The organism is Allobosea psychrotolerans, assembly GCF_002917105.1.
In the GTDB taxonomy this organism is placed as follows: Bacteria; Pseudomonadota; Alphaproteobacteria; order Rhizobiales; family Beijerinckiaceae; genus Allobosea; species Allobosea psychrotolerans.
This window is the reverse complement of the sequence record NZ_PQFZ01000010.1, coordinates 160,977-180,455: the sequence shown is the minus strand read 5'-3', so window position 1 is coordinate 180,455 and position 19,479 is coordinate 160,977. Positions and strand designations below refer to the sequence as shown.

Annotated in this window: 17 protein-coding genes; 3 read left to right on the top strand and 14 right to left on the bottom strand. The window is 67.7% G+C overall.

Annotated elements, in window-relative coordinates:
• Positions 1-2: 2 nt before the first annotated feature.
• From CYD53_RS17920 to CYD53_RS17875, 10 genes are all read right to left on the bottom strand, one after another.
• A complete protein-coding gene (locus tag CYD53_RS17920; RefSeq protein WP_103719435.1) occupies positions 3-2,063 on the bottom strand; it encodes a hydantoinase/oxoprolinase family protein in 2,061 nt (686 codons plus the stop codon).
• Positions 2,060-3,754 carry a hydantoinase B/oxoprolinase family protein gene (locus CYD53_RS17915; RefSeq protein WP_103719434.1) on the bottom strand — a complete coding sequence of 565 codons (1,695 nt, stop codon included), beginning with the start codon at positions 3,752-3,754 and terminating at the stop codon, positions 2,060-2,062. Before CYD53_RS17915 ends, CYD53_RS17920 begins: the two co-directional genes overlap by 4 nt.
• Positions 3,751-4,653 (bottom strand): isocitrate lyase/PEP mutase family protein, encoded by a 903-nt coding sequence (locus CYD53_RS17910; RefSeq protein ID WP_103719433.1) that lies wholly within the window; start codon positions 4,651-4,653, stop codon positions 3,751-3,753. The genes CYD53_RS17915 and CYD53_RS17910 overlap by 4 nt, the downstream gene beginning before the upstream one ends.
• Positions 4,650-6,092, bottom strand: coding sequence for an MmgE/PrpD family protein (locus tag CYD53_RS17905; protein WP_103719432.1), 1,443 nt, complete (start codon positions 6,090-6,092; stop codon positions 4,650-4,652). The genes CYD53_RS17910 and CYD53_RS17905 overlap by 4 nt, the downstream gene beginning before the upstream one ends.
• A 7-nt stretch (positions 6,093-6,099) precedes the next feature.
• Positions 6,100-6,801: an ABC transporter ATP-binding protein gene (locus CYD53_RS17900; protein WP_103719431.1), complete on the bottom strand. Its 702-nt coding sequence runs from the start codon at positions 6,799-6,801 to the stop codon at positions 6,100-6,102.
• On the bottom strand, positions 6,794-7,549 hold the full coding sequence (locus CYD53_RS17895; protein WP_103719430.1) for an ABC transporter ATP-binding protein: 756 nt from the start codon (positions 7,547-7,549) through the stop codon (positions 6,794-6,796). The genes CYD53_RS17900 and CYD53_RS17895 overlap by 8 nt, the downstream gene beginning before the upstream one ends.
• Positions 7,549-8,574 carry a branched-chain amino acid ABC transporter permease gene (locus CYD53_RS17890; RefSeq protein WP_103719429.1) on the bottom strand — a complete coding sequence of 342 codons (1,026 nt, stop codon included), beginning with the start codon at positions 8,572-8,574 and terminating at the stop codon, positions 7,549-7,551. Before CYD53_RS17890 ends, CYD53_RS17895 begins: the two co-directional genes overlap by 1 nt.
• On the bottom strand, positions 8,571-9,443 hold the full coding sequence (locus tag CYD53_RS17885) for a branched-chain amino acid ABC transporter permease (protein ID WP_103719428.1): 873 nt from the start codon (positions 9,441-9,443) through the stop codon (positions 8,571-8,573). Before CYD53_RS17885 ends, CYD53_RS17890 begins: the two co-directional genes overlap by 4 nt.
• A gap of 237 nt (positions 9,444-9,680) precedes the next feature.
• Entirely contained in the window at positions 9,681-10,901 is a 1,221-nt protein-coding gene (locus tag CYD53_RS17880) for an ABC transporter substrate-binding protein (protein ID WP_245928299.1), read from the bottom strand.
• Between the two features lie 68 nt (positions 10,902-10,969).
• Positions 10,970-11,743, bottom strand: coding sequence for a GntR family transcriptional regulator (locus CYD53_RS17875; protein ID WP_103719427.1), 774 nt, complete (start codon positions 11,741-11,743; stop codon positions 10,970-10,972).
• 126 nt (positions 11,744-11,869) lie between these two features.
• Here CYD53_RS17875 and leuC point away from each other — a divergent pair, with 126 nt between their 5' ends.
• Both leuC and leuD read left to right on the top strand, forming a co-directional pair.
• Positions 11,870-13,327 (top strand): 3-isopropylmalate dehydratase large subunit, encoded by a 1,458-nt coding sequence (leuC, locus tag CYD53_RS17870; RefSeq protein WP_245928298.1) that lies wholly within the window; start codon positions 11,870-11,872, stop codon positions 13,325-13,327.
• Positions 13,324-13,944, top strand: a complete 621-nt coding sequence (gene leuD / locus CYD53_RS17865) for a 3-isopropylmalate dehydratase small subunit (RefSeq protein ID WP_103719425.1) — start codon at positions 13,324-13,326, stop codon at positions 13,942-13,944. Before leuC ends, leuD begins: the two co-directional genes overlap by 4 nt.
• Positions 13,945-14,180: 236 nt before the next feature.
• Here leuD and CYD53_RS17860 read toward each other — a convergent pair whose 3' ends face one another.
• The gene (locus CYD53_RS17860) at positions 14,181-14,741 is read right to left on the bottom strand and encodes a DUF4337 domain-containing protein (protein ID WP_103719424.1); all 561 of its coding nucleotides are present in this window, start codon (positions 14,739-14,741) and stop codon (positions 14,181-14,183) included.
• Between the two features lie 224 nt (positions 14,742-14,965).
• Positions 14,966-15,913, bottom strand: coding sequence for a tyrosine recombinase XerC (locus CYD53_RS17855; protein WP_103719487.1), 948 nt, complete (start codon positions 15,911-15,913; stop codon positions 14,966-14,968).
• A 137-nt stretch (positions 15,914-16,050) separates the two neighbouring features.
• On the opposite strand from CYD53_RS17855, the gene CYD53_RS17850 reads away from it, so the two are divergent.
• The gene (locus CYD53_RS17850) at positions 16,051-18,237 is read left to right on the top strand and encodes a primosomal protein N' (protein WP_103719423.1); all 2,187 of its coding nucleotides are present in this window, start codon (positions 16,051-16,053) and stop codon (positions 18,235-18,237) included.
• Positions 18,238-18,257: 20 nt separating this feature from the next.
• Here CYD53_RS17850 and CYD53_RS17845 read toward each other — a convergent pair whose 3' ends face one another.
• Both CYD53_RS17845 and CYD53_RS17840 read right to left on the bottom strand, forming a co-directional pair.
• Positions 18,258-18,593, bottom strand: a complete 336-nt coding sequence (locus tag CYD53_RS17845; protein ID WP_103719422.1) for a hypothetical protein — start codon at positions 18,591-18,593, stop codon at positions 18,258-18,260.
• A 159-nt stretch (positions 18,594-18,752) separates the two neighbouring features.
• On the bottom strand, positions 18,753-19,193 hold the full coding sequence (locus CYD53_RS17840; RefSeq protein ID WP_103719421.1) for a hypothetical protein: 441 nt from the start codon (positions 19,191-19,193) through the stop codon (positions 18,753-18,755).
• Positions 19,194-19,479: the final 286 nt, after the last annotated feature.

Genomic DNA, 19,479 nt, shown 5'->3' with positions numbered 1-19,479 from the left:
GCTCAGCTCCTGAGGATCACGAGGTTGCCCAGCGCATCGACCTCCGCCGTCAGGCCGGGATCGAGCAGGATCGTGGCGTCGGATTGCTCCAGCATCGCCGGCCCCTCGATCCTGGCGCCGGCCGGCAGATCGAGCCGCGACCAGATCGCCGTCTCGCGCCACTGGCCCTCGAGATAGACCTGGCGGCTGCCACGCCGCGCTGCTTCCAATGTTGCCCCAGTGGCAGGTGCCAGCGCCGTCAGGTCGAAGGCCGGGCGGCGGCCGATCGCGGCCGTGCGCAGCGTGACGATGCGAACGGGAATGCCCGGCAGCAGCCTGCTGAAGGCAGCGCCATAGGCCTTGTCGAAGGCCTCGCGGATGATGGCGCCGGTCACACCGGTGCGCCCCTCAGAGAGCGTCACCGGCAAGGGTACCGCGACCGTGTGGGTCTGCCCGAGATAATGCATGTCGAGCTCGTAGAGCACGTCGATGCGCTCGACGCTTAAACCGGCATCGCTGACGATCGCATGGGCTTCTGCGCCCGCCTCGACCATGCGGGCGTCGAGCGCGGAGGCATCGAGACCGTCGAGCATCAAATTCACCGTCTGCACGCCGTCATGGCGAATATCGGCGATGACGCAGCCGAGTGCCGAGGTGACGCCCGGAAAGCGTGGCACCAGCGCACCACGCAGGCCGACCTCCTTGATCAGCGCGCCTGCATGGAGCGCGCCGCCGCCGCCGAAGGGCATGGCCAGGAATTTTGCCGGATCATGGCCGCGCTCGATCGAGACCAGCCGGATCGCGCCGGCCATGCGGGCATTGGCGATCTTCACGATCGCTTCCGCCGCCGTCATCACGTCGAGGCCGAGCGGCTCGGCGATCTTGAGGCGGATCGCCTCGCGCGCCGCCGCGACATCCAGGCTCTGCAAGGTGCCGAGCGGCTTCGAGCCGTCGATGCGGCCGAGCACGAGATTGGCGTCGGTCAGGGTCGGGCGGTCATTGCCCCCGCCATAGCAGACCGGGCCGGGGCGCGAGCCGGCACTTTCCGGCCCCACTTCGAGCAGGCCGCCGGCATCGACGCGGGCGATCGAGCCGCCGCCGGCGCCGATGGTGGTGATCTCGATCATCGGCGTGCGGATCACCATGCCGAAATCGATCGTGCTCTGGGCGGCGAGTGCGGCCTCTCCGCCCGCGATCAGCGAGACGTCGAAGGAGGTGCCGCCGAGATCGCCGGTGATGACATCGGGGAAGCCGGCGGCGCGCGCGATCGCGGCGGCGGCGATGACGCCCGCCGCCGGGCCCGAGAGCGCGGTACGGACGGGGAGCTTGCGGGCGGTCGTGGTCGACATCACGCCGCCATTGCTCTGGACAATGTGGAAGCGGCCGGTGAAGCCGTCCCCCGCTAGTGCAGCCTCCAGCCGGCCGAGATAGGAGCCGACCAAAGGCTGCAATGTGGCATTGAGCGCGGTCGTCGAGGCGCGCTCGAATTCGCGGATCTCGGGCAGGATCGCGCTGGAGCAGGCGAGGTGCTCGTTCGGCCAGACCGCACGGGCCGCCTCCAGCGCAGCGCGTTCATTGGCGGGGTTGGCGTAGGCGTTGATGAAGATGATCGCCAGCGCCTCGCAGCCTTGCGCGGCAAGGGTGCGGGCAGCCTCGCGCACGGCGTCGAGATCGACAGCCGTGCGGATCGTGCCGTCGGCAAGCGTCCGCTCGGGCACCTCCAGCCGGTTCTCGCGGCTGGCGGCGGGTGTGAAATCGCCCCACAGCCCCCAGGTCTGGCGGCGGTCGCGGCGGCGCATTTCCAGTACATCGCGGAAGCCCGGCGTGGTGATAACGCCGACCTTGGCGCCCTTGCGCTCGAGCAAGGCGTTGGTGCCGACGGTGGTGCCATGGACGATCGAGGCGAGGCTGGAGACGGGGCCGAAGGTGGTGAGGCCGGCGATGAAGCCCTTGGCCTCGTCGCCACGCTGCGACGGCACTTTCGCGACGCGGAAGCGCTTTTCCGCCTCGTCGAACCAGAACAGATCGGTGAAGGTGCCGCCGACATCGACGCCGACGACGGCTTTGGGGGAGGGGGAGTTCATCGTCCGGCCTCCAAATCCAGGCCATACTGTGCTTGCGCGGCCTCCGCACTCACATATCCGTTGGCCACATCGCGCCGCACCGCGGCCGCATCGCGCTCCCTTGGCTCGCCATAGCCGCCGCCGCCGGGGCTTTCGAGCCGGACGCGCTGGCCCTTGGCGATGTGGATGTCGGTGATCTTGGTGACGAGCGGCGGCGATCTCGGGCCGTCCGGGCCGTCATAGATGAAGCGGTTCATCGCGGCCGGGCCGCCCCCGGCGACGCCGAAGGGCGGGAATTTGCCGCGCTCGCCGAGCAGGAAGACGTCGGCGCCCGACTGCGCCAGCGCCTCGATCTCGTAGATCGCGCCGCAGCCGCCGCGATGACGGCCGGCTCCGCCGGAATCGGGCCTGAGCGCCCATTGCGTGAACATCACGGGATAGGCGGCCTCCAAGATTTCGGCCGGCGGGATCGTCGCGGTCGAGATCGGATTGTTGCCGTGGTTGAGGCCGTCGCCTTCGGGATTGCCGCCCAAGCCGCCGCCGAAGAAGGAGAACATCACGAAGCGCGAGCCGTCGTCGCGGTGGCCCGCCAGCGAGAGCGCGTTGATCGTGGCATAGGGCGAGCCGTTGGAGCGCTCGGGCGCGATCTGGGCGAAGACGCCGAAGACGGTGTCGATGACGCGCAGGATCGTCTCGGTATAGCCGCCGACGGGCTTGGGCGCCTTGACGCCGAGCAGCGTCGTGTCGGGGATGATGAAGCTGATCGGCTTGAGGACGCCGGCATTGGCCGGGACATGCGGGAAGATGTGCTTCAGCGCGACATAGCAGCAGGCGACCGCGGTGGAATAGGCGATGTTGAGCGGGCCCTGGCAGGGCGGGGCGGAGCGCGAGAAATCGAGCGTCATCGCGTCGCCCGCGATCGTCAGGTCGAGCGCGATCCTGAGCGGGGTGTCAGTGATGCCGTCATTGTCGAGGAAATCGTCGAAGGAATAGCGGCCATCCGGGAGGGCTGCGATTTCGGCGCGCATCAGCGCCTCGGCGCGGGCGCTGAAGGCGTCGAGCGCGGCATCGACTGTCGGCACGCCATAGTCCGCCAGCAGCGCATCGAGGCGCTGCTCGCCGAGATCGAGCGCGTTCAACTGGCCGTTGAGATCGCCCCAGTTCGATTGCGGCAGGCGCGAATTGGCATTCAGGATCTCGACGATGTCGTGCTGGAACTCGCCCTTGCGCACGAGCTTCACCGGCGGGATGCGGAAGCCCTCCTGAAAGCTTTCCGTCGCCTTCGCGTTGAAATTGCCGGGCACATTGCCGCCGACATCGAGCCAGTGGCCGACCGAGGCCAGCCAGCAGAACAATTTGCCGTCGCGGAAGATCGGCCGCACCAGGCGCATGTCGTTGAGATGCGTGCCGCCCTCATAGGGATCGTTGAAGAGCCAGGTGTCGCCGGGGTCGTTGGCGGCGCCGGCCTCGACCCGGTCGATCACGGCCTTCACCGCGAAGGCCATGGCGCCGACGAAGATCGGCAGGCCGGACGTGCCCTGCACCAGGGTCGCGCCGGTTGTGGCGTGGTAGAGGCCGTGGCAGGCGTCATGCGCCTCGGCGATGATCGGGTTGAAGGCGGAGCGGTAGAGCGTCGCGTCCATCTCGTTGGCGATCTGCTCCAGCCGGCCCTTCAGCACGGCGAGCGTGACGGGATCGAGCGTCATCGTCATGCCCGCTTGCTCTTTTCTGCCGCCGCGATGATCTGCTCGGCTTCATAGCTCCGGCCGGCTGCGATCATCTGCGGCGTGCCGATCACGGCGTTGAGCTGGTCGAAATCGAACATCTGGTTGCGGAAGGCGTCGGTCGAGCCGTCGCGCTTCAGCGTGCCGTAGAAATCCTGGGCGGCGCGGGCGAGCGCCCGGACGATGCCGCCGGGGAAGATGACGAGCGAGAAACCGAGCGCCTCCAACTCCTTTGCCGATTTGATCGGCGTGCGCCCGCCCTCGACCATATTGGCCATCAGCGGAGCCAGGCCCTTCAGCTCGGCGGTGACGCGGCCCAGCTCGTCGGCGGAACCCGGCGCCTCCACGAAGAGCATGTCCGCGCCGGCCTGGGCGTAGAGATGGGCGCGTTCGAGCGCGGCTTCGAAGCCCTCCACCGCGATGGCGTCGGTGCGGGCGATGATCAGTGTTTCCTGCGAGGCGCGGGCATCGGCGGCGGCCTTGATCTTGCCGACCATCTCGGCGGCCGGGATCACGCTCTTGTCGGCGAGATGGCCGCAGCGCTTGGGAAAGCTCTGGTCCTCGATCTGCAGGGCGTTGGCGCCGGCGCGCTCGAACAGGCGCATGGTGCGCTGCATGTTGAGCGCATTGCCATAGCCGGTATCGGCATCGACGATCAGCGGCGTCGCGATGCGGTCTCGGATCATGGTGATGGTGTCGGCGACCTCTGCCATCGAGACCAGCCCGATATCGGGCCGGCCGAGGCGGGTATAGGCGATCGAGGCGCCGGAGACGTAGAGGGCCTCGAAGCCGGCTGCCTCAGCCAGCGAAGCGGTCAGTGCGTCATAGACGCCCGGCGCCAGCACGATCTCCGCCTGAGCGAAGCGTGCCTTCAGGGAGAGGGTCATGATTGGTGTCCGTTCAGGGTAGCGGGCGCGGCGGCGAGCAGGGCGTTCAGCGCGTCGAGTGTTCCGGCCTGCGGCAGGGCGTCGGTTTGGGCGAGGATCGCGGCGGCATGAGCCTCTCCCCAGACCGGGCCGGCGAGATCGAAGAATTTCTCGCGGATCTCGGCTTCGCTATAGGGATCCTCGGTGTCGCCGCGATTGGTCAGCGCTTCCGCTTCCAGCACGCGGCCATCGGCCAGGGTGATCGTGACCTTGGCCGGGCGCAGCGCCGGCAGTTTGGCTGTCGCGGCCTCGTCCTCGCGGACGAAAACGCGGCGCGCGAGGTCGCGGGTGACGGGTTCGAGCCGCGCCGGCTCGCGGAAGGCTTCGACGGTCGCCGCGCCGTGGACGATCGTGGTCGCGATCGAGAAGGGCAGCGAGAACTTCGCCGCCAGCATGTTGTGCGGCTCCTGGCCGGCCAGCTGCGCCGCCCAGATATAGGTGCCGACATCGATGCGGTCGATCTGCTCCGGGGCGATCCGGCCGCCCTCGCCGGCCACGATCCGGCTGAGCGCATCGAGCGCGCCGTGATTATAGCGGCAGCAGGCATGGCGCTTGAAATAATTGCGTGCGATTTCCCAGCGCTGCCCCAGCGCCTCGACCATGACGTCAGGCTGCCAATGATCGGCGATAACCGAGCCATAGACGGTGCCCAACCCGTCGGCCTCGCCGGTGAAGCCCGAGGCGACCAGGCCGTCGACCATCAGGCCGATCTGGTTGGAGAAGCCCGCGAATGTGTTGCGGACCGTGCCCCCCTCCAGCATCGTCCGGCGGCTGGTGGTGAGGCCGAGCGAGGAGGCGACGTTGATCGTCTCGATCATCGCCTTGGCGTCGCGCCTGTGCAGCCAGGCGATGGCGACGGCAGCGCCGACCGTGCCCCAGGTGCCGTGCGGATGCATGGTGATGCGCAGTTTCGAGGCGATGCCGATGCGGGCACCGATCTCATAGCCGAGCGCGATGGCGGTGATCACATCCTTGCCGCTCGCCTTGGCCTGGACAGCAGCTGCGAGCACGGCCGGCACGACATGGATGCCGGGATGGCCGCGGGCGAACTGGTTGCCCTCGTCGAGCTCCAGCATGGTGCCCGCCGTGCCGTTGAGAAAAGCGGCGAGGCTCGGCGTCGCCTTGCGGCCGCTGCCGATGACGGCGGCGCCCAAGGCGTCGTCGGAGGGGGCGAGCCGGTTGGAGAGCGCGATCGTCTCCGGCTCCTGTGCGCCGGCGGCGATGGCGGCGACCGAGTCGGCAAGGACCTGAACGGTGCGTGAAACGACCTCGGGCGGCAGATGCTCGAAGCGCAGATCGGCGCAGAAGGTGGCGAGCTCGCTGAGCCAGCCCGGCGTGGCGGGGCGCTGCATCACGGGTTCGGCGCGGGGCTCGGCGCTGACGGCGGCGTTTGCGTTCATGACGGCCTCACAATCCGAGATAGGCGTGTTTCAGGGCCGGGTCGGCGGCGATCCGGCTGGAGGGGCCGGCAACGACGATGCGGCCGTTTTCGAGCACATAGGCGCGAGCAGCGAGTTCGAGCGACTGCACGACGTTCTGCTCGACCAGCAGTACGGCCAGGCCCTCGCCGGCGATGCGGGCGATCAGCGCAAACATCTCCTCGACCAGGAGCGGGGAGAGGCCGAGCGACGGCTCATCCAGGATCAGGAGCTTGGGCTCGCCCATCAGCCCGCGCCCGATGGCAAGCATCTGCTGCTCGCCGCCCGAGAGCGTACCGGCGGCTTGCGTTGCGCGTTCGCGCAGGCGCGGAAAGAGCTGGAACATGCGCTCCAGATTGGCCTCGCGCGCCGGTTTGCCACGCCGGTAGCTGCCGAGCACGAGATTGTCGCGCACGCTCATATTGGGAAAGATCCGGCGCCCCTCCGGCACATGGATCAGCCCGGCGGCGACGATGGCCGAAGCCTTGAGGCCGGCGATCTCCTGGCCCAGGAAGCGGATCGTGCCGGAGCGCGGCTTTATCAGGCCGGACAAGGCCCGGTTCAGCGTCGTCTTGCCGACGCCGTTGGCGCCGAGCACCGCGACGATCTCGCCTGGTTTTACCTCCAGGCCGATGCCGCGCAGGACATCTGCGCCGCCATAGCCGGCGATCAGGTTCTCGACCTCAAGCATGGTTTTCTCCCATGCCCGCCGACCTCTGCAGCCGCTTGGCCGCGCCCTGGCCGAGATAGGCCTCGATCACCGCGGGATCGCCGGCGATCTCGCTCGGCGTTCCCTGCGCGATGATGCGGCCCTGGGCCAGCACATGGATGTCCTCGCACAGGCTCATCACGGCTTGCATGACATGCTCGACCATCAGGATCGTGACGCCCTGGTCGCGGATCTGGCGGATGACCGGGATCATGTCGCGGATTTCCGAGGGGTTGAGCCCGGCGAGCACCTCGTCGAGCAGCAGAAGCTTGGGCTCGGTCGCCAGGGCGCGCGCCAGTTCGAGCCGCTTGCGGCCGGAGACCGTGAGCGAGGAGGCAGGCTGATCGAGCATGGCGCCGAGGCCGACGAGGCTTGCGACCTCGCGCGCCCGGCCTTGCGCCTCGGCGCGCGCCGGATGGCGCAGATAGGCGCCGACGGCGATGTTCTCGACGACGCTGAGGCCGGCGAAGGGCTGGACGATCTGGAAGGTGCGGGCGATGCCGGCCTGGGCCCGCAGATGCGCGGGCTCAGCCGTGATGTCCTGGCCGGCAAAGAGGATGCGGCCTTCGCTGGCCTTCTCGAAGCCGGCGATGACGGCGAACAAAGTGGTCTTGCCGGCGCCGTTGGGGCCGATTAACCCCGTGATCGAGCCGGCATTGACCTTGAGGCTTGCAGCATTGACCGCGATGAGCCCGCCGAAGCGCTTGGTGATGGTCTCGACGGCGAGCATCAGGCAGCTCCTTCCGTCCTGGCGCCGGTGGTTTTGGCGTCTGTCGTCGTGGATGCGGTCGTGTTGGGCGTGACCTTGCCGCGGCCCAACCGCTGCAACAGCCCCATCATGCCGTCGGGGGCGAAGGCGATCGCGGCGACGAGCAGCGCGCCATAGATCACGAGATCGATGCCGGGGATGCCGCCGGCGAAGAGCTTCGTCAGTTCGCCCAGGCCATGCAGCGTCACCGCGCCGACGATCGGTCCAAGCGGCGTGCCGATGCCGCCGATGATCGGGGCGATCAGCGCCTCGATCGAGATCCAGGAGCCATAGGCGATGTTGGCGTCGAGATAGAGGTAATATTGCACATAAAGCGCGCCGGCCGCGCCGGTGATGCCGGCCGAGAGCGTGATCGCCTTGAGCTTCACGGCAAGCGTGTCGACGCCGAGTGCGCGCGCCGCGTCCTCGTTTTCGCGCACGGCGGCAAACCAGGCGCCGAGGCGCGAGCGGGTGATTGCCGTCGTCAGCAGCAAGGTGAAGCCGACGAGCGCAAGCGCGATCCAGACGAAGGCGGCGCGGCTGGCGAACTGGAAATTCTCGGGCCGGATATCGAGCTTGATCAGCGTGCCGGCCGCCCCGCCGGTGAAGGCCGAGGCATTGGCGAGGATGCGGAAGACCTCGGCGAAGGCGAGCGTCACCAGGGCGAAATAGGAGCCGCGCAGCCCCGAGCGGAAGCTGAGATAACCGATGATCCAGCCGACCAGCGCCGCGAATGCGATGGCGGCGGTGAAGGCTGCCCAGGCGTTGACGCCATAGCGCGCCTGCAGCAGTGCGGCCGCATAGGCGCCGCTGCCGAAGAAGGCGGCGTGGCCGAAGGAGAACTGGCCGCAGAGCCCGCCGAGCAGATTCCAGCCCTGGGCCGCCAGCGCGATGATCAGCGTGAAGACGATGAAGTTCAGCACCGTGTTGGCGGTGACGAAGACCGGGATCAGCGCCGCCAGCAGGAGTAGGACGAGCGCGGGGGCAAAGGCGCGCGAAGGGCTCATGCGCGCGCACCGAACAGGCCGGTGGGCCGCACCAGCAGCACCAGGATGAAGATCAGGAAGATGCCGATCTGGCCCAGGCTCTCGCCGAAGAACAAACCGCACAGACTCTCGACGACCCCGATGAAGAGGGCGCCCAGGAGTGCGCCGGGGATCGAGCCCATGCCGCCGAGCACGACGATGGTGAAGGCGACCAGCACGAAGGCGTTGCCGGCGCGGGGCGTGACATAGAAGGTGGGCATCAAGAGGCAGGCGGCGATCGCCACGCAGGCCGCGCCCAGGCCGAAGGTGACGGCGTAGATATGGGCTACGTCGATGCCGGCCAGAGCCGCCCCGGTCTTCTCGCGGGCAACGGCGCGGATCGCCTTGCCGGTGTCGGTGCGGGTGAGCAGGAGGCCCAGCAGCAGCGCGACCAGCAACGCCACGCCGAAGGCGAGCACGCGTGGCAGCGCCAGAAAGGTGAAGCCGAGATCGATCGAGGAGAAGGCGTAGGGCACATCGATCGAGCGGGTATCGGAGCGGAAGATCGCGAGCATGGCGTTCTCGATCAGGATCGAGAGGCCCAGCGTCACCAGCAGGATGTTGCGGTCTTCGCCATGGCTGGCCGGGCCGATGATGAAGCGCTGCACGCCGTAGCCCAGCCCGAAGAACAGCGGCGTGACGATGAAGAGCGCGATGTAGGGATCGAGCTTGAAGACGGTGTGCGCGACATAGACGGCGAACATCGCCGCCGTCAGCGTCGCGCCATGGGCGAAATTGATGATGTGCAGCACGCCATAGACCAGCGTCAGGCCCAGCGCGATCAGCGCATAGACCGAGCCGGTCATCAGGCCGTTCAGCACGGCTGCGAAGATGATGTCTGGTGCGAACATGAGGTCTCCCCTTCTCCCCTCGTGGGAGAAGGCGGCGCGAAGCGCCGGATGAGGGGGCGCCGTGCCCTTTGACATGCGAGGATGTGGAAAGCGCACGGCGCCCCCTCATCCGTCTCGGCTGCACCGAGCCAGCTTCTCCCCGTCAAAGTCGGCTGTTGCCGACTTTGACGCTCTGGGTTGCCCATCTCGGGCGAGCCCGAGATGGGTGGGGAGAAGGGAAGCTGCGGCCGCAACGCTTCACGCCGGCACGGGGAAGATCGGCTTGGCGTCGGCGAAATCCGTCGGGAAGATCACCTTGATGTCGGCGCCCTGCACCTGCGTGTTGACCGGCGCGCCGCCCTCGTTCTGGCCGTTGACGAACTTGGTCGGGCCATAGGGCATGATGTGGCCGGCGAAGGTCGAGGCCATGAGTGCCTCGGTCAGCTTGGCCTTGTCGCCGGAGCCCGCCCTCTCCAGCGCGTCGGCGAGAAGCAGGACGCAGGAGTAGTTGAGCGGGATGTTGTAGGTCCAGAACTTGCCCGACGCCTCGACCTGCTTGCGCAGAGCCTCGGCGACAGGCTTGCGCGGATCATGCCAGTGGTTGCAGTCCATCACGTACTGGGCGGCGTCCTGGAATTCCTTGACGAAGCGGAAATTCGAGGCCGCGCCGTTGAGCACGGCATAGATGCCCTTCGGGCGGATGCGCTGCTGCTGCATGGTGCGGGCGAGCAGGGCGAATTCGCCGTAATAGCTCGAGGGAATCACGAGGTCGGGGTTCTTGGCGCGGATCTGGAGCGCGACGTTCGACATGTCGCGCGACGGCGTCGGATGGGCGATCGTGTCCAGCACCTCGAAGCCGCGCTTGGGCAGTTCTGCCTGCATCAGCTTGGCCATGCCCGAGCCGAAGAGCCCGTCCTCATGCACCAGCACCACGGTCTTCGCCGGCTTGCCGGCGGCGTCGTTGAGCTTGGAGAGATTGTCGAGCGCGGTCCTGGTCACCGTGCCGAAGCCGGGGCCGAAGCGGAAGGTGTTCTTCAGGCCCCGCGTGACGATCGAATCGGCGACGCCGACATCGACGATATAGGGCAGGTCGTAGCGCGCGGCGGCCTGAGAGGCGGCAAGGCAGATCGGCGAGGCGAAGCCGCCGACGATCGCGACCACGCCCTCGGCCTGCATGCGCTCGACCTCGGCCGTGCCGCCTTCGGGCGTCGAGCGAGCGTCGCCGAAGACCATCTGGAGTTTGGCGCCGCCCATCGACTTGATGCCGCCGGCCTCGTTGATCGCCTTGATCGCGGCCTCCGCGCCGATCTGGCCCTGCTGGCCGTCATAGGCGAGAGCGCCGGTGACGGGCTGCAGGATGCCGACCTTGATGGCGGGGGCCTGTGCGCGCAGCAGGCCGGGCATGGCGATGGTCGCCGCTCCGCCGATCGCCGCTGTCGTTAAAAGCGTGCGGCGGGAAAGCTCGGTTGTCTTGGTCACGTCACGTTCTCCTCTGTTCTGTTTGCAGTGCGTCGGGCCCGGTCTCGCGCCGGGCTTGTCTCGAGCGATCAGCCGGCCTTGGCCGGCACGGGCGACCAGCGCCTCTCGCCGGCCTCGCCGGCGCGGTGGAGTTCCATCTGGAAGGAGTAGCGGTCGGGCCGATAGAGCGCATGCAGATGCTCGACGCCGCTGCCGTCAGGCCCGAGGACGACGCGCGTCAGGGACAGGAGCGGCGAGCCGATCTCAAGGCCGAGCGCCTCGGCGACATCGGGGCCGGCCAGGGTCGCGCTGATCGCCTGGCTGGCGCGCTCGACCAAGGCGCCGGAGCGTTCGAGCAGCGTCAGCAGCGGCACGGTCGCGAGATCGGCTTCCGAATAGGTCAGGCCGATGCGCTCGGGCACATGCGTCGTCAGATAGGAGAAGGGCTTGCCGTCGATCAGGCGGACGCGGACCGAGCGCTGGGTGCGCTCGCCCGAGCCAAGCGCGAGCGCCTGGGCCACGGCCTCGGGCGGCTGGACATAGGAGAAGGCGAGCAGGCGCACGCCGGTGCGGCGACCCATCTCGACCAGATGGGTCAGCATGTTCGAGAAATCCGCAACGATCGGCCGGGGCGCCTCGGGCTCGCGCACGAAGGTGCCGGCGCCGACGCGACGATCGATCAGGCCGTCCGTCGCGAGGCTGTCGAGCGCGCGACGGATGGTGACGCGCGAGACACCGTGCTGCAGTGCCAGGGCGGGCTCGCTCGCCAGGCGGGTGCCGGGCGAAATCTCGCCGCTGGCGATGCGCTCACGCAGCAGCAGATAGATGCGTCGCGCCTTGAGGGGTTCGAGCGAAGCGTCCACGCGCGGCCTTTCAATGGCGAATGATCTGACTGCCCATCAGGACATCTAGCTGTATAGCGTATAGGACAACTTGCTTGCGTCAAGCGTCGTGTGGCCGCTATCATCGGCGTGGAGAGGGTGGGTCCGATGACAGCCGCAACCATGACCGCGGGAACGCCTGGGAGCGTAAGCAGGTCCGAAGCCGGACCGCGTACGCTGTTCGACAAGCTCTGGGACGCCCATGTCGTCGTCGAGCGGCCGTCAGGCGATGCGCTGATCTGGATCGATCGGCATTTCGTGCATGAAGGTTCGTTTCACGCCTTTGCGCAAGTCGCGGGCCGCAACGGGGTGGTGGCCGAGCCCGGCCTGACCTTCGGCATCGCCGACCACTACGTGCCGACGCGCGGCCGCGATCACATCGCCAATCCTGAGATCGCCCGGATGATCGACGATCTGGAGGCGAATACGGCGCGCCATGACGTGACGCTCTTCGGGCTGAACGATCCGCGCCAGGGCATCGTCCATGTCGTCGGCCCCGAGCAGGGGCTGACGCTGCCGGGGCTGACCATGGTCTGTGGCGACAGCCATACCTCGACCCATGGCGCCTTCGGGGCCTATGCCTTCGGCATCGGCGCCTCGGAGGTCGCGCATGTGCTGATGACGCAGACGCTCTGGCAGAAGAAGCCGCGGCGCATGCGCATCAGCATAGACGGCACACCTGCTCCCGGCGTCGGCGCCAAGGACTTCATCCTCAGCATCATCGCGAAGATCGGCGCGGACGGGGCGCGCGGCCATGCTGTCGAATATGCCGGCGAGGCGGTGCGGGCGCTCTCGATGGCGGGCCGCATGACCATGTGCAACATGTCGATCGAGGCAGGCGCACGCTGCGGGCTGATCGCGCCCGACGAGACGACTTTCCGCTGGATCGCGGGCAAGCCTTACGCACCCAAGGGAGCAGCGCTGGAAGCTGGCATCGGCGCGTGGCGCGAGCTGCCGAGCGATGCGGATGCCGTCTTCGATCACGAGATCAGGATCGATGCAGGCGCGATCGCCCCCATCGTCACCTGGGGGACGAGCCCGGAGGATGCGCTGCCGATCGGCGCCAGCGTGCCCGATCCCGCTGCGCTCGCCGATGACGGTCGCGCCGCCGCCATGCGCGATGCACTCGCCTATATGGGGTTGCGGCCGGGGCAGAAGCTGAGCGAGATCGCGGTCGACCGCGTCTTCATCGGCTCCTGCACCAATGCCCGCATCGAGGATCTGCGCGCGGCGGCAAGCGTGCTCGCGGGCCGCAAGGCGCGCGTGCCGGGCTTGGTCTCGCCGGGCTCGAGCCAAGTGAAGCGGCAGGCCGAAGAGGAGGGGCTCGATCGCATCTTCATCGCGGCCGGGCTCGAATGGGTCGAATCCGGCTGCTCGATGTGCGTCGGCATGAACGGCGACAGCGTGCCCTCCGGCGAGCGCTGCGCCTCGACGACGAACCGTAATTTCCGCGGCCGGCAAGGGCCGGGCGCCCGCACCCATCTGATGTCGCCGGCCATGGTTGCCGCTGCGGCGGTGACCGGGCATCTCACCGATGTCCGGCCGATGCTGGAGGGCCGGTCGTGAAGCCCCTGACCCAGGTCAGCGGCCCCGCTTGCCCGCTCGGCCTCGCCGGCGTCGATACCGACCAATTGATCCCGGCCCGTTTCATGAAGCGGCCGCGTTCGGAGGGCTATGGCGGCTTTCTGCTGCACGACCTGCGTCGCGACGAGGCCGGGGTCGAGAAACCCGATTTTCCCCTCAACCGTCCGGTCTGGCGCGGTGCCGAGATCGTGGTGGCGCGGCGCAATTTCGGCTCGGGCTCGTCGCGGGAGGCCGCCGTCTATGCGCTGGCCGACCATGGCGTCCGCGTCGTGCTGGCGCCGACCTTCGGCGACATCTTCGCGTCCAATGCGGTCAAGAACGGGCTTTTGCCGGCTGTGCTCGACGAGGCCGATATCGAGGATCTGCTGGCGGCCCTGAGCGCGACGCCAGACCTGCCGGTCAGCGTCGATCTCGCGGAGCAGACGGTTGCCTGGGGCAATCGCGCGGTCACCTTCGCGATCGACCCGGTCTGGCGCGAGCAATTGCTCAATGGCTGGGACGATATCGACGTGACGCGGTCTTTTGCTGGTGAGATCGCGCGATTTCGCGACGCCGACGGCGCCAAGCGGCCATGGGCGCGGCCGTCAGCGAAAGCCTGAACCCGGTGGAAATACGCCGTCATTCCGGACAAGTGCGAAGCCGCGCCGATCCGGGATCCATCGCAGAGCGTCATTCTCGGGCTTGTCCCGAGAATCTCATGACCAGAGTGCTCTGGTTTACGAGATGGTCGGGTCAAGCCCGACCGGGACGCGCTTCAGATCCCGGGTCTCCGCGGAGTTTATCCCCCGAGGGCTCCGCCCAGGATGCCGGCGCGGATGGGCGGTGAAACTCTGCCTCAGAACAGCAGATGCGGGGCGAACATCGCCAGGCCCATGAAGCCAAGGGCCAGGGCGCCGAGGCCGCCGCCGACGAAGGCGAGGATGACGACTCCGGTGATGATCGAGGCCGAGGCGACGACGATGCCGATCTGCAGCAGGCCCGAGGCGATCTCGAAATTCTCGTTGCGCGCCTTCAGATTGTCGCGCTCGTGCTCGGCAGCCTTGGCGCGGACCGTCAGCTCCTTTCGGCCTTCATTGGTCGAGGGCTCGCTGTCATAGCGCGCGACCGTCTTCTTCCAGTCATCGATGCGCTTTTGCATGCGCTCGCGCATGGCCGCATCCGTCGCGGCGGCGAGGTCTATCTCCATCGCGTCGGCCGCCGTGCTCAAGGTGGTGCTGCGGATCGTCTTGGCCTGGAAGAAGGACCACAGATTCGAGGCCTCGATGTTCTTGGCGACGGCTTCGTTCTCGGCCTGCTTGCCGCCGATTTCGGCCAGCGCCAGCATGAGCGCGAGCACTGCGATCAGCAGCGCGACCTTCTTGTTGCCGCCTTCCGGCGGCTCGAAATGCTCAGACATGAATTATCCCCCGCGTCCCGCGATTCGCGGTTGAACGCCATGTCCTTCCTCCAAGGCGATAGGTGAATGTCGGCTGAACGGCTTCGCGCTTTTTCCGCGTCAGAACCGTATGATTTCAGAAGGGGTCACTTCGTGATCCCGTCTGAAATCTGAATCCGGCTCTCATCCAAGAGTTAGAGCCGGATCAATGCGAAAAACCGGTTCCCATTTTTGCGCATCCTGCTCTAGCGCCCGGCGCGGGGATGGGCGGCGTCATAAGCCGCCATCAATCGCGTCGAGTCGATGCGGGTGTAGATCTGCGTCGTCGAGAGCGAGGCGTGGCCGAGCAGCTCCTGGATGGCGCGCAGATCGCCGCCGCGACCCAGCAGATGGGTCGCGAAGGAGTGGCGCAGGGAATGCGGCGTCGCCGAGGAGGGCAGGCCGAGTGCGCCGCGCAGACCCTCGACCGCGAGCTGGATGATGCGGGGCGAGAGCGGCCCACCCTTGACGCCGAGGAAGAGCGGACCATCCGGCGGCAAGCGCCAGGGACACAGCGCGATGTATTCGGCGATGGCCGTGACCACGACCGGGAGCACGGGCACCATGCGGGTCTTCTGGCCCTTGCCGATGACCGTCAGGGTGTCGCCGGCACTCGTCGGTGCCTGGGCGCGGGTCAGCGACAGCGCCTCCGAGATGCGCAGGCCGCAGCCATAGAGCAGCGACAGCACGGCGGCGTCGCGCGCCAGCACCCAGGCCTCGCGTTCCTCGCCGGCACGGATATCGACCTGGGTCACGGCCTTGGCGGCGCGGGCGTCGAGCGGGCGCGGCAGCGATTTGCCGATGCGCGGCCCGCGCGTTGCGGCGAAGGCTGCGGCTTTCAGCTTGCCGGTGCGCTCGCCGAAGCGGGCGAAGGAGCGCAAGCTCGCGAGTTGGCGCATCAATGTGCGATTGCCGACATTCTCGCGCCTGCGCTGGCCGAGGAAGGCGCGCAGGTCGAAGGGCTTCAGCGCCGCGATGTCGGTCAGCGAGGCCGGGCCGCCGAGATGGCCTTCCAGAAAGGCGGAGAACTGGCCGAGATCGCGGCCATAGGCCTCGAGCGTCTTGGGCGAGAGCCGGCGCTCATTCGCCAGATGGGCGAGCCAGTCGCGGCGCAGGGTGTCGAAATCGCTCACGTCTTCAAGCCTTGCCGTCATGGTCGGGCCTGGCCCGACCATCCGCGTCTTTTGAACCCCGCCTATTCCGTCGAAAGGCAAAACGTGGAGGCTCGCCACAAGGGCGAGCATGACGCTCCCGCCTTAACAGGTTGCGAATCGATGCTAGACACGCGGCCATGAATGACGAGCCAAACAGCGGGGAAGGCGGCGGCACGGTCGACGTGCTGATCCCGCTCGGGCTCGACCAGGCCTATAGCTATGCGGTGCCGGAGGGGCTCGCGCTCAGACCCGGCGATGTCGTGCAGGTTCCGCTCGGCCCGCGCGAGACCGTGGGCGTGGTCTGGAGCCTGGGCTCCGGCCGCGGTGGCAATCTCAAGCGAGTGACGGGCCGGGTCGATATGCCGCCGCTCGATCCCGCCTTGATGAAGCTGGTCGACTGGGTCGCCTGGTACACGCTCGCCCCCAAGGGCTCGGTACTGGCGCTGGCGCTGCGTCGGCAGCCCGACGATACGCCGGAGCGGCCCAAGCTCGGCGTCCGCCTCGTCGGCGCGCCGCCCGCCCGCATGACGCCTGCCCGAGCCCGCGCCATCGCCGCCGCCGAGGGCGGCCTGCTGACGGGCAAGGCAGCACTGGCGGAGGCAGCCTCGGTCAGCATGGCGGTGATCGATTCATTGGTCGATGCCGGCACCTTCAGCGTCGAGGCGCTGCCGCGTGACGCTGTTGCGGCGATGCCCGATCCCGATCACGCGCAGCCGGTCCTGTCGGAGGGGCAGGCGGCGGCGGCCAAAGAGCTCGTGGCGTCGGTTCAGGCTGCGGCTTACGGCGTGACCCTGCTCGAGGGGGTCACCGGCTCGGGCAAGACCGAGGTCTATTTCGAGGCGGTGGCGCAAGCGATCCGGCAGGGCCGCCAGAGCCTGATCCTGATGCCGGAGATCGCGCTGACGGCGCAGTTCATCGACCGTTTTGAGGCGCGCTTCGGGGTCAGGCCTGGCCTCTGGCATTCGGCCGTGACGGGCCGCAAGCGCGAGCGGTTGCAGGCGGCGATCGCGAGCGGCGAGGCCAGGGTGGTGGCGGGTGCACGCTCGGCCCTGTTCCTGCCCTATCGCGATCTCGGCCTGATCGTCGTCGATGAGGAGCACGAGGCGGCCTATAAGCAGGAAGACGGCGTCAGCTATCATGCCCGCGACATGGCTGTGGTGCGCGGGCGCATCGAGAACGCGCCGGTGATCCTGACCTCGGCGACGCCTTCGCTGGAGACGCGCGTCAATGCCGAGCGCGGGCGCTACACGCATCTCAAGCTGCCCGAGCGCTTCGGCGGGCGCGAATTGCCGACGCTGGGGCTGGTCGATCTGCGCCAAGACAAGCCCGAGCGCGGGCGCTGGATCTCGGCGGCGCTGATCAAGGCGATCGGGGATAATCTGGAGGCCAAGGAGCAATCGCTGCTCTTCCTCAACCGTCGCGGCTATGCGCCGCTGACGCTGTGCCGCGATTGCGGACACCGTTTTCAATGCCCCAACTGCTCGGCCTGGCTGGTCGACCATCGCTTCCGGCGCGCGCTGGTCTGCCATCATTGCGGCCATGTCGAGCGCCGGCCGCATGAATGCCCGGCCTGCCATGCGACTGAGAGCCTCTCGGCCTGCGGGCCGGGTGTCGAGCGCCTGGCCGAGGAGGTCGCGACGCTGTTTCCGCAGGCGCGGGGCATCGTGCTCTCCAGCGATTTTCCCGGCGGTACCGAGCGCTTGAAGCAGGAGCTGATGGCGGTCGCATCGGGCGAGTTCGATATCGTCATCGGCACGCAGCTCGTCGCCAAGGGCCACAACTTTCCGGGCATGACCCTGGTCGGCGTGGTCGATGCCGATCTCGGCCTGACCTCGGGCGATCCGCGTGCGGCCGAGCGGACCTTCCAGGTGCTGCGGCAGGTGACGGGCAGGGCCGGGCGCGGCGAACGGCCCGGCCGCGCCCTGCTGCAGACGCATGATCCCGGGCACCCCGTGCTGAAGGCGCTGATCTCGGGCGATCCGGAGCGGTTCTACGCCGCCGAGACCGCGTCACGCGAGGCGGCTGGCCTGCCGCCTTTCGGAAGGCTCGCCGGCTTGATCGTGTCGGCCAATACGGCAGCGGAGGCGGAAGGGCATGCGCGTGCGCTGGCGCGCTGTGCCGATGCGCCCGATGGTGTCTCGGTGCTGGGGCCGGCGGAAGCACCGCTCGCAGTGCTGCGCGGGCGCCACCGCGTGCGGCTGATCGTCAAGACGACGCGCGAGGTCAATCTGCAGGATTATCTGCGGGCCTGGCTCAAGCGCGGGCCGAAGCCGAAAGGCTCGGTCAGGGTTGCGGTCGATGTCGATCCGCAGAGCTTTCTGTAAGGAAAGGCCGCAAACTCGGTCTACTGAACGTTCAAATGCACCCGAATTTGCGCATTGCCGCCCCAATAAATAAAGGCCTCATCTGGCCCCCTGTAGCCTGGATGACGCGTGTAATCAGCGACCACGGCCCTCTGCGTTCGATTTCCGCAGCGATACTGCGTCACTTGCCTTGTGCTGATCGAGCCATGCGAGGCAGTACCCGACACGGCTTGGATGGCATCGGTTTGACAGTTGAAGAAACTGCGTATGGGTGTCGCCTTGCCGGCGTTGACGTTAAGGCGCGGCTGCACGAACTGCGCTTGCGCAAGCTGTGCTCCGGCCAAGAGCAGCATGAGCGCGTAAATAGCTTTGATCATCGAAATCCCCCGGCTGATGCCGCAGAGAACGCTACCTTTACCCTAGGTTGAGTCAAGCGAGGGCAAGCCTGTTTCAAATCATGAGAGCCCGGCGGGTGAGCGGCCGAGACAGGTCAGGGCTCGGCGCGATCCGCTGAGCCCCCTGGCGCGGCCCAGCCCCTATCTTAGCGGCGTGATATTGAGGATGAGGTCGCCATAGTTCGGCACGCCGCCGGTCACCGTGCGCAGATAGAGCTTGTGGCCGATCTTGAAGAAGACCGAGGCGCGGGAGGAGGCGTCCTCCATCGTCACATAGAGGGTGTTGCCGTAGCGGACCTCCCATTTGCCTCGCGTCGGCTTCTTGCCGCCCGATTCATAGAAGCCGACATGGAGCGGGCCGGAGATGGTGTAGTCGTGGTTCTTGTAGAGCGAGATCACGGTCTTGTCGCGGAAGGTGAGCCGCCTGCCGCCGACGGTCTCGTCACTCAATTGCATGTAGCGGATTTCCGCTCCGCCCTGGGCGAAGGCCGGTGGCGGCGCGAGCAGCCAGGCTGCGGCAAATGCGCCGACCAGGACATGAAGGCCCGTGACGAGCCCGAGACCGATCCTGTTCCTCGCCATCTCGATCTCCGTATCCCGGCTTGAGCCGATGCTTCGGCCGGCATCGGGCGGGCGGGATCGATCCAGCCCGTGTCGAGGGCCGATACATTCGATCCTCCGGCGAAGTTAGAGCATGGCGTCGAAAAGTGGAAACCGGTTCTCGCTTGGTGACGGGCTCCAATTCGGGAGGGAGAGTCGACGGATGGTTGATCGCGGGGAGGCGAAAGCCCGCCCGGCGCCATCCCCAGATTGAGACCGAACTGTGGCGTTCTTCGGGTTGCGCACCCCCGGATCGCATGCTAGTGCA